This window comes from Frankia sp. AiPs1, assembly GCF_023716945.1.
Lineage (GTDB): Bacteria > Actinomycetota > Actinomycetes > Frankiales > Frankiaceae > Frankia.
In genome coordinates this window covers 1-8,330 of the sequence record NZ_JAMQQF010000248.1, presented here as the reverse complement: position 1 = coordinate 8,330, position 8,330 = coordinate 1, and the positions used below count along the sequence as shown (strand labels likewise).

The 8,330-nt window shown below is 72.2% G+C and carries 8 protein-coding genes and 1 pseudogene; 8 read left to right on the top strand and 1 reads right to left on the bottom strand.

Going from position 1 to position 8,330, the window contains the following annotated elements; genetic code table 11:
* Positions 1–324: pseudogene (locus tag ND748_RS19450) on the bottom strand (M48 family metalloprotease); the annotation flags it as partial.
* A gap of 133 nt (positions 325–457) precedes the next feature.
* Here ND748_RS19450 and ND748_RS19445 point away from each other — a divergent pair.
* The 8 genes from ND748_RS19445 to ND748_RS19410 form a co-directional block, all read left to right on the top strand.
* Positions 458–1,288 (top strand): hypothetical protein, encoded by an 831-nt coding sequence (locus ND748_RS19445; RefSeq protein ID WP_251747430.1) that lies wholly within the window; start codon positions 458–460, stop codon positions 1,286–1,288.
* Positions 1,289–1,410: 122 nt separating this feature from the next.
* On the top strand, positions 1,411–2,244 hold the full coding sequence (locus tag ND748_RS19440; RefSeq protein ID WP_251747429.1) for a hypothetical protein: 834 nt from the start codon (positions 1,411–1,413) through the stop codon (positions 2,242–2,244).
* A 168-nt stretch (positions 2,245–2,412) separates the two neighbouring features.
* Complete coding sequence (locus tag ND748_RS19435) at positions 2,413–3,090, top strand: DedA family protein (RefSeq protein ID WP_251747428.1); 678 nt, start codon at positions 2,413–2,415, stop codon at positions 3,088–3,090.
* Between the two features lie 141 nt (positions 3,091–3,231).
* Positions 3,232–4,068 carry an undecaprenyl-diphosphate phosphatase gene (locus tag ND748_RS19430; RefSeq protein WP_251747427.1) on the top strand — a complete coding sequence of 279 codons (837 nt, stop codon included), beginning with the start codon at positions 3,232–3,234 and terminating at the stop codon, positions 4,066–4,068.
* A gap of 113 nt (positions 4,069–4,181) precedes the next feature.
* Positions 4,182–4,598 carry an ester cyclase gene (locus ND748_RS19425; protein ID WP_251747426.1) on the top strand — a complete coding sequence of 139 codons (417 nt, stop codon included), beginning with the start codon at positions 4,182–4,184 and terminating at the stop codon, positions 4,596–4,598.
* Between the two features lie 940 nt (positions 4,599–5,538).
* Positions 5,539–6,762, top strand: a complete 1,224-nt coding sequence (locus ND748_RS19420) for a thiamine pyrophosphate-dependent enzyme (RefSeq protein WP_251747425.1) — start codon at positions 5,539–5,541, stop codon at positions 6,760–6,762.
* The gene (locus ND748_RS19415) at positions 6,759–7,745 is read left to right on the top strand and encodes an alpha-ketoacid dehydrogenase subunit beta (protein ID WP_251747424.1); all 987 of its coding nucleotides are present in this window, start codon (positions 6,759–6,761) and stop codon (positions 7,743–7,745) included. The genes ND748_RS19420 and ND748_RS19415 overlap by 4 nt, the downstream gene beginning before the upstream one ends.
* A gap of 4 nt (positions 7,746–7,749) precedes the next feature.
* A partial coding sequence (locus ND748_RS19410; RefSeq protein WP_308205668.1) for a biotin/lipoyl-containing protein occupies positions 7,750–8,330 on the top strand: 581 nt, incomplete at its 3' end.

The following is an 8,330-nucleotide window of genomic DNA, read 5'->3' as shown; positions in this document are numbered from 1 at the left end:
GAGCAGCCCGGCGGCGGGCAGGCCACCCGGGCCGGCGATCCCCAGCGCGCCGGTCGACCGGATCCGGGACTCTCGGCGGGCGAGGCGTCGGGCCTGGCGCTTGTCGTCGTCGGCGCGCAGCGCGGCGATACGTGCGGCCCGCTCGCGGCCCACCTCGTCGATGCCGTAGGCGATGCGTACCAGCGCGGAGCACAGCGCGTCGCCGTCGCCGGTGGCGCGGCAGGAGGCGCGGTCGGCGCCGAACTCGCGGGCCCGGGCGAAGCCGAGCAGCGCGAGCTGCGCGGCGAGGTAGGCGGCGAAGGCGAGCAGCCGGTTGAGCCGCACCGGCGTCGCGACGCGCAGCGGCGGCGGGTCGGCCGGCTGGACGGGTGGACGGGTGTCGTCCTCACACGGTCCTCACACGGGCTGCGTGATGTTCTTCAGACGGCCCATGTCCCCCATGCGGAAAGAGCACTCGATGCGGTCGAAGTCCCACCGCCTGATCCGCGGCCGTGAGCCCCTCGCGCCCAAGGTCCCCGAGATCACGGCCCTGTTCTGGGTCATCAAGATTCTCACCACCGGGATGGGTGAGGCGACCGCGGACTTTCTCGCCGGGGTGAACCTCGTGCTGGCGGCGGCAATCGGCCTGCTCGGGTTCGTCGCCGCGCTCTGGCTGCAGTTCCGGTCGCGGCGCTACCAGGCACCGGTCTACTGGTTCACCGTGGTGATGCTGGCCGTGTTCGGCACCATGGCCGCCGACGGACCGCCGTTCGGCCACATCGGCACGACGATCTTCTACGCGGTTGTGCTGGCCGTCGTGTTTCGCCGGTGGCACCGCAGCGAGGGGACGCTGTCCATCCACAGCATCGTCACCCGCCGCCGGGAGACCTACTACTGGTGCACCGTGCTCGCGACCTTCGCGCTCGGCACCGCCCTCGGCGACCTGACGGCGAGCACGCTGCACCTCGGCTTCCTGCCCTCCGGCATCATGTTCGCGGTGATCATCACCCTGCCGGCGATCGCCTGGTGGCGGTTCGGGCTGGGCGAGGTCGCCGCGTTCTGGTTGGCCTACGTCGTCACCCGCCCGCTCGGCGCCTCGTTCGCCGACTGGCTCGGCAAGCCACCCGACCGCACCGGGGTCGGCCTCGGCGACGGGGTCGTCAGCGCGACCGCCACCGTCCTGATCGTCGCGCTCGTCGCCTACGTCGCCGTCACCCGCCGCGACATCCAGCGCGGCGTAGTCCCACCCGCGATGATCCCGCAGCCCACCCACCCGGACGACGCCCCGCAGGACCGCGCGCTGCGGTAGCCCGCCCCGGCTTCACGCTCCTCACATCCGCAGCCCCTACGCTCAGTGCATGCCAAGCTACTCAATGCACCTTCCCGGATGCTGGCGCGGCGGAGTGTGCCTCGATGGGTCCTGATGATCGGATGCCGGCGCCCCCCGCGCAGGTGGACGACATCGCCCCCGCCGGTGTTCCGGGGCAGCGGCATCGGCTGCGCGCCGCCAGCCGGGCCCGGCCCGCTGTCAGCAAGATCCCCCAGGTCACGCTCCTGTTCTGGATCACGAAGATCATCGCGACGACACTGGGCGAGACCGGCGGCGATCTGCTGGCCCAGACCATGAAGGTCGGCTACGCCGCCAGCTCGATCATCTTCATCGCACTGTTCCTCGCCGGCCTGACGGCCCAGGTCCGCGCCGACCGTCTGCATCCCGGGCTCTACTGGACGGTCATCCTCGCGACCAGCATGGCCGGGACCACCATGTCGGACTTCGCCAACCGCACCCTCGGCCTCGGCTATCCCCGCGGCGCGGCGATTCTGCTCACCCTGCTCCTGCTGCTGTTCGCGGCCTGGTGGCGCTCCGGACACACCTTCGACATCACCCGGCCCGTCACGTTCCGGGGCGAACTGCTGTACTGGACCGCCATTCTGCTGTCGAACACGCTGGGAACCTCGCTGGGCGATTTCCTGTCCGACAGTTCGGGCCTCGGTTATGCCGGCGGAGCGGCACTGATCTGGTCCCTGCTCGCGGTCATCGCCGCCGCCTGGTACAGCCGCCGTCTTCCGCCCACGCTGCTGTTCTGGTCGGCCTTCGTGCTGACCCGCCCGATGGGCGCCACCCTGGGCGACCTGCTCACCAAGCCCACGGCCAAGGGCGGCCTGGCCTACGGCACCGCCGGCGCCTCGGCGATCCTGTTCGGGGCGCTCGTCCTGCTCGTCGTCCTCGGATACCGCCGGCAGGCCCGCACCACCGCGCGGTGAAGCGGACCCACCGCCCGCCTGCCCGCCGACCCGGCCGGCCGGCCGGGAGCCGACGCTCACACGGCCTTCACATCGTCGTCCCGGCAGGGTGGAGGGCGGCGGGCCGGTGATCACCGATGCCGTTCTCGCGCCGCCGTCGTGTCGCCGCCCTGGTGAGAGGGACCTGTCGTGTCCAGCGATATCGCGCTGAATATTCTCGATCCATCGTCGATCGTGTCCTCCGTCGGACTGTTCGGCCTGATGGTCGTCATCTTCGCGGAGACCGGTCTGTTCGTGGGATTCTTCCTGCCGGGTGATTCGCTGCTGTTTCTCGCCGGAGCTTTCTGCGCCGGTGACGCCGCCGCGTCCGGGCCCCACCTGCATCTGCCCACGGTGCTGCTCGGCACCTGCGTCGCGGCGGTCGCGGGGGCGCAGACCGGCTATCTGATCGGACGGCGGGCCGGGCCGCGGCTGTTCGAGCGGCCGAACTCCCGGTTCTTCCGGCAGGAATACGTCGAGCAGGCTCGCGGGGTGCTCGACCGGTACGGGTTCGGCAAGGCCGTCGTGCTCGCCCGGTTCGTGCCGGTCGTCCGGACGTTCCTGAATCCGCTGGCCGGCGTCGTGCGCATGCCGGTGCGGGTGTTCACAACGTTCAACCTGATCGGCGGGGTGCTGTGGGCCACCGGGGTGACGCTGCTCGGCTACGCCCTCGGCCAGACCATTCCCATCGAGCGATACATGATCCCGGTTTCCCTGGTGATCGTGGTGCTGTCGGCCATACCGGTGCTGCGCGAGTACCGCACCCACCGCCGCGCGCGCACCGGGCAGGCACCCGGGGGGGCCACCTCATCCTCACCCGACCAGTGATCTAGCATGCTGCCGGTCAGGCTCCGCCCGCCCGCGGCGGCGAGCCCGGACCACTGCCGCATCCCAGACCCTCGCCCCATCCCAGCGCGGCGCCGCATCCCAGCGCGGCGCCGTATCCCAGACAGCTAGGACAGCCATCACGTGAGCGCGATCAGCGTCGGACAGGCCATCATCCTCGGCATCGTCGAGGGACTGACCGAGTTCCTCCCGATCTCCTCCACCGGCCACCTGAAGATCGCCGAGGGGCTGATGGACATCCAGGTGGACGACAAGGCGGTCGTCGGCTTCACCGCCGTCATCCAGGTCGGCGCGATCGCGGCGGTCCTCGTCTACTTCTTCGCCGACATCCGCCGCTTCGTCACCGCCTGGGGCCGTGGTCTGGCCGACCCGGCGGCGCGGACGAACCACGACTACACGTTCACCTGGTGGGTCATCTACGCGACGATCCCCGTCGTGCTCGTCGGGCTGGCCGCCAAGCCCCTCATCGACGGGCCGCTCGCCTCCCTGTGGGTCGTCGCCGCCTCGCTGCTCGCCGGCAGCGCGCTGATGTGGTTCGCCGACCAGTACGGCCGGCACAAGCGGGGCGAGGACGACCTCTCCCTGCCCGACGCCATGATCGTTGGGACTTCGCAGATCCTCGCCCTGCTCTTCCCGGGCTTCTCCCGATCCGGTGCGACCATCTCCACCGGCCTCATTCGCGACCTCGACCGGGTCGCCGCCACCCGGCTGTCGTTCTTCCTGTCCATCCCGGCGCTGACCGGAGCCGGTCTGTACGAACTGAAGGACGCCGTCGGCGGCGGCGTGTCGGCCGCGCCGCTCGTGGTGGGCACGCTGGTCTCCTTCGTCGTCGCGTACGCCTCCATCGCGTGGCTGCTCAAGTTCGTCGCCCGGCACAACTTCAACGCCTTCATCGTCTACCGCGTCGTCGTGGCCGTCCTGCTCGCCGGCCTGCTCGCCGGTGGCGCGATCGACGCCTGACCGCCCGCCGTCACGGCTTCCAGCAGGGCCGCCGAGGTGTGGCCGCGGGGACGATCGGGCACGTATTCCCGCGGTGCACACATTGTTCCTGCTGCCGAGATGGGTGAGGCGACGTGGCCGAATCGGGTTCCAACATCGAGCGCATGCGTTCCTTCGTGGAACAAGTACAAGGTCAGGGCAGGGCGGACCTCGTCGAGGAATACGTGCACGCCGACTTCCGCAATCACACGGCCAGCCCGGGGCAGAGCCCCGACCGGGACGGTGTGCGCGTGGCCACCGAGGCCCTGCACGCGGCATTCTCGGACTTCCAGGTCGAACTACTGCACTGCATCGGCGACGACGATGTCGTCTCCACCCACAAGGTGTTCCGTGGTCTTCACACCGGCGAATGGTTCGGCGTTCCCGCCTCCGGCCGGCCGGTCGAGTTCGCCGTCATGGACCTCACCCGGTACCGGGACGGGCTCATGTTCGAGCACTGGGCCATCGCCGACGCGCTGACGCTGCTGCAACAGACCGGGGCTCTCGGCTAGCCACAGCTCTCCGCCAGCCGCAGCCGCTCGGCCAGCCGCAGCCCTCGCCGGCACCTGCCGTCGCCGACCCCGTCGCCGTCGCAGCCGCAGCCGCAGCCGCAGCCGCAGCCGCAGCCGCAGCCGGATCGAAACCTCACCCCCGTTGACATCTGGGCATGCCACAAGTTCGGGGGCTCGGCCGCGAGGCGCCGTAAAGGCCGTTCGGCCACCGTCCCGCGGGCTCCGAGCGTGCCCACATCCTCCTTTCTACACGACGTAGAAGGTGGGCAGCACGACAATTCGCGCCGCACAGTCAACCCAAGGTGATTATCGCCACGATCCAAGTGTCGACAGGCGGTGGAAAATCGATCGCAGAGGCCGGCCACAGCGCGGATGCGGACTCCAGAAATGCATCGGGGTCCCCCAGAGCGAAGTAGGTGAACGGAGACGGATCGAGACCACCGACGGCGCCCGAACCGGGCCTGCCGGCGAGCCGGACCACATCGAGCCGGACCACCTCGGGCCGGACCACCTCGGGCCGGACCGCACGCTGCCGCCACGTCCTGGGTCTGACCCGGCGTGGTGTCCCTCGCACACCACCTGGCAGCCACCGCGGCGCAGCCCGTGACGCGACCCCAAGCCATGGCACGCCCCTTCGGCCCTGGCGCCACCCCACGCCGTGGCAGCCGCCCCAAGCCGTGTCGCAGCCCCGGGACAGGACGCGGCACAGGAGTAGGACGCGCCGGCGCGTCGCCAGGCCGCGTGCTACAGCGAGGCCGCCCTGAGGCCGACGGCGCGAGGCCCGGTACCGCGGCGCGGGGAACCCGCGGCGGTCCCCGCCGGGCAGCGCCGGCCTGGAGCAGCAGCACCGGCCTGAAGGCAGCACCAGCGCCGGCCTGAGGTAGCGCCGGCCTGGGTAGGCAGCCACCCCCCTTCCACCACCGAGTCCCGAAGGTGGCCCATGACCGTCCTCGACGACAGCACCGCACCCGGCCTCGTCGGGCCCCCGCACTCGCACGGCCCGCGCCGTGACCCCGCGCCCTTACTGCCCGATCCCGAGCCGGTGCGCATCCTCGGCACACCGGCAGCCAAGACGTTCGACGCCGGACTACAGCGCGATCTGTACCGCCGGCTGGTCCTCGGTCGCCGTTTCAACCAGCAGGCCACGACGCTGACCCGGCAGGGGCGGCTCGCCGTGTACCCCGCGTCCACCGGGCAGGAGGCCTGCCAGATCACCGCGGCGATGGTGCTGCGGGGAGTGGACTGGCTGTTCCCGAGCTACCGCGACACTCTCGCGGTGGTGGCCCGGGGCGTGCGACCGCTGGACGCGCTGACGCTGATGCGCGGGCACGCCCACAGCGGCTACGACCCGTACGAGCACCGGATCGCGCCGCTGTCGACGCCGCTGGCCACCCAGGCCCCCCACGCGGTCGGCCTGGCCCACGCCGCCCGCCTGCGCGCGGCGATGGATCCCGCCTCGGCCGAGGACCTGGTCGCGCTCGCCCTCGTCGGGGACGGCGGCACCAGCGAGGGCGACTTCCACGAGGCGCTGAACTTCGCCGGTGTGCTGGGCGCGCCCGTGGTGTTCCTGGTCCAGAACAACGGCTACGCGATCTCCGTGCCGCTGGCCAGCCAATCCGCGGCGCCGTCGCTGGCCCACAAGGCGGTCGGCTACGGCATCGCCGGGCGCCTGGTCGACGGCAACGACGCCCTGGCGATGCACAGCGTGCTGTCCGCCGCGGTCGAGTACGCCCGGTCGGGCCGCGGGCCCGTGCTCGTCGAGGCGGTCACCTACCGGCTGGACGCGCACACCAACGCCGACGACGCGACCCGCTACCGCAGCGCGGCCGAGGTCGACGCCTGGCGGGCGCGTGACCCGTTGACGCTGCTGGAGCGGCATCTGCGCGCCGCCGGGCTGCTCGACGACGCGGGCGTGGCCGCCGCCGCGCAGGCAGCCGAGGACCTCGCCGACGAGATCCGGGCCCAGTTCGACGACCCGCCGGATCCCGACCCCGACTCCCTGTTCGCCCACGTCTACGCGCAGCCGACCAGCCAGTTGCGCGAGCAGGCCGCCGAACTCGCGGCGCGCCTCGACGCGGACGCCGACGCCGCCTTCCCCGCCGACACCGCCTTCCCCGCCGACACCGCCTTCCCTGCCGACGCGGACGAGGACGAGGCCCGATGAGCACGACGATGGTGGCGGCCCTCAACGCGGCGCTGCGCGACTCGCTGCGCGAGGACGCGGGCGTCCACGTCCTCGGTGAGGACGTCGGCACGCTCGGCGGCGTGTTCCGGGTCACCGACGGGCTGGCCGCCGAGTTCGGGGCGCAGCGCTGCCTGGACACCCCGCTGGCCGAGGCGGGCATCCTCGGTACCGCCATCGGCATGGCGATGTACGGGCTGCGGCCGGTCGTGGAGATGCAGTTCGACGCCTTCGCCTACCCGGCGTTCGAGCAGGTCGTCTCGCACGTGGCGAAGATGCGCAACCGCACGGGCGGGCGGATGGGCCTGCCGATCACGATCCGGGTGCCCTACGGCGGGGGCGTCGGCGGCGTGGAGCACCACAGCGACTCCAGCGAGGCGTACTACGCCCACACCCCCGGCCTGCACGTCGTCACCCCCGCCACCGTCGCCGACAGCTACGGCCTGCTGCGTTCGGCGATCGCCTCGGACGACCCCGTGGTCTTCCTGGAGCCGAAGCGGCTCTACTGGTCGGCGGCGGACTTCTCGCCGGCCGAGGTTGCCACGGCCCGGGTGCCGCCGATCGGCCGGGCGATGGTGCGCCGGCCGGGTACGTCGGCGACCCTGCTGACCTACGGCCCGTCGCTGCCCATCTGCCTGGAGGCGGCCGCCGCCGCCCGGTCGGAGGGCTGGGACCTCGCGGTCGTCGACCTGCGCTCGCTGGTGCCGTTCGACGACGAGACGGTCTGTGCGGCGGTGCGTGCCACCGGCCGCGCCGTCGTCGTCCACGAGGCGGCGGGCTTCGCCGGCGTCGGCGCGGAGATCGCCGCCCGGGTCACCGAGCGGTGTTTTCACCACCTCGCCGCCCCCGTGCTGCGGGTGACCGGCTACGACATCCCCTATCCCCCGCCCATGCTCGAAAAGCACCACCTGCCCAGCGTCGACCGCATCCTCGACGCCGTCGCCCGACTCCAGTGGGAGCAGTGAGCCCGTGGCCGCGGTACGCGCCTTCGCCCTTCCCGACCTCGGTGAGGGGCTGACCTCCGCCGAGGTCGTCCGCTGGTTCGTCGACGTCGGCGACGTCATCACCGTCGACCAGCCCATAGCCGAGGTGGAGACCGCCAAGGCCGTCGTCGAGGTGCCCTGCCCGTACGCGGGCGTCGTCACCTCGCTGGCCGGCCCCGCCGGCACCGGCGTCCCCGTCGGCGCGGCGCTGATCACCGTGGCTGTCGGCGAGCCGGCGACGGCCACCCCGGCCTCGGGTTCCGCCGCCAGCCCCGGTTCGGGCTCCCGACCGGGGACCGGCTCGGGCTCGGGTTCGGGTTCGGGTTCGGGTTCGATGCCGGTGTCGGGGTCGGGGAACATCCTCGTCGGCTACGGCGTCAGCGCCGAGCCGGCCCGACCCCGCCGCCGGCGGGTCGGCGCCACCATCCCGACCCCGCGGCCAGCGATGCCCTCCGGACCGGCCCGATCATCCGGACGGTCCGGGCCGGCCGGGCCGGCTGGATCGGCTGGATCGGCTGGATCGGCTGGATCAACCGGGCTGGCCGGCTCCGCCGAGCCGTCGGGGTC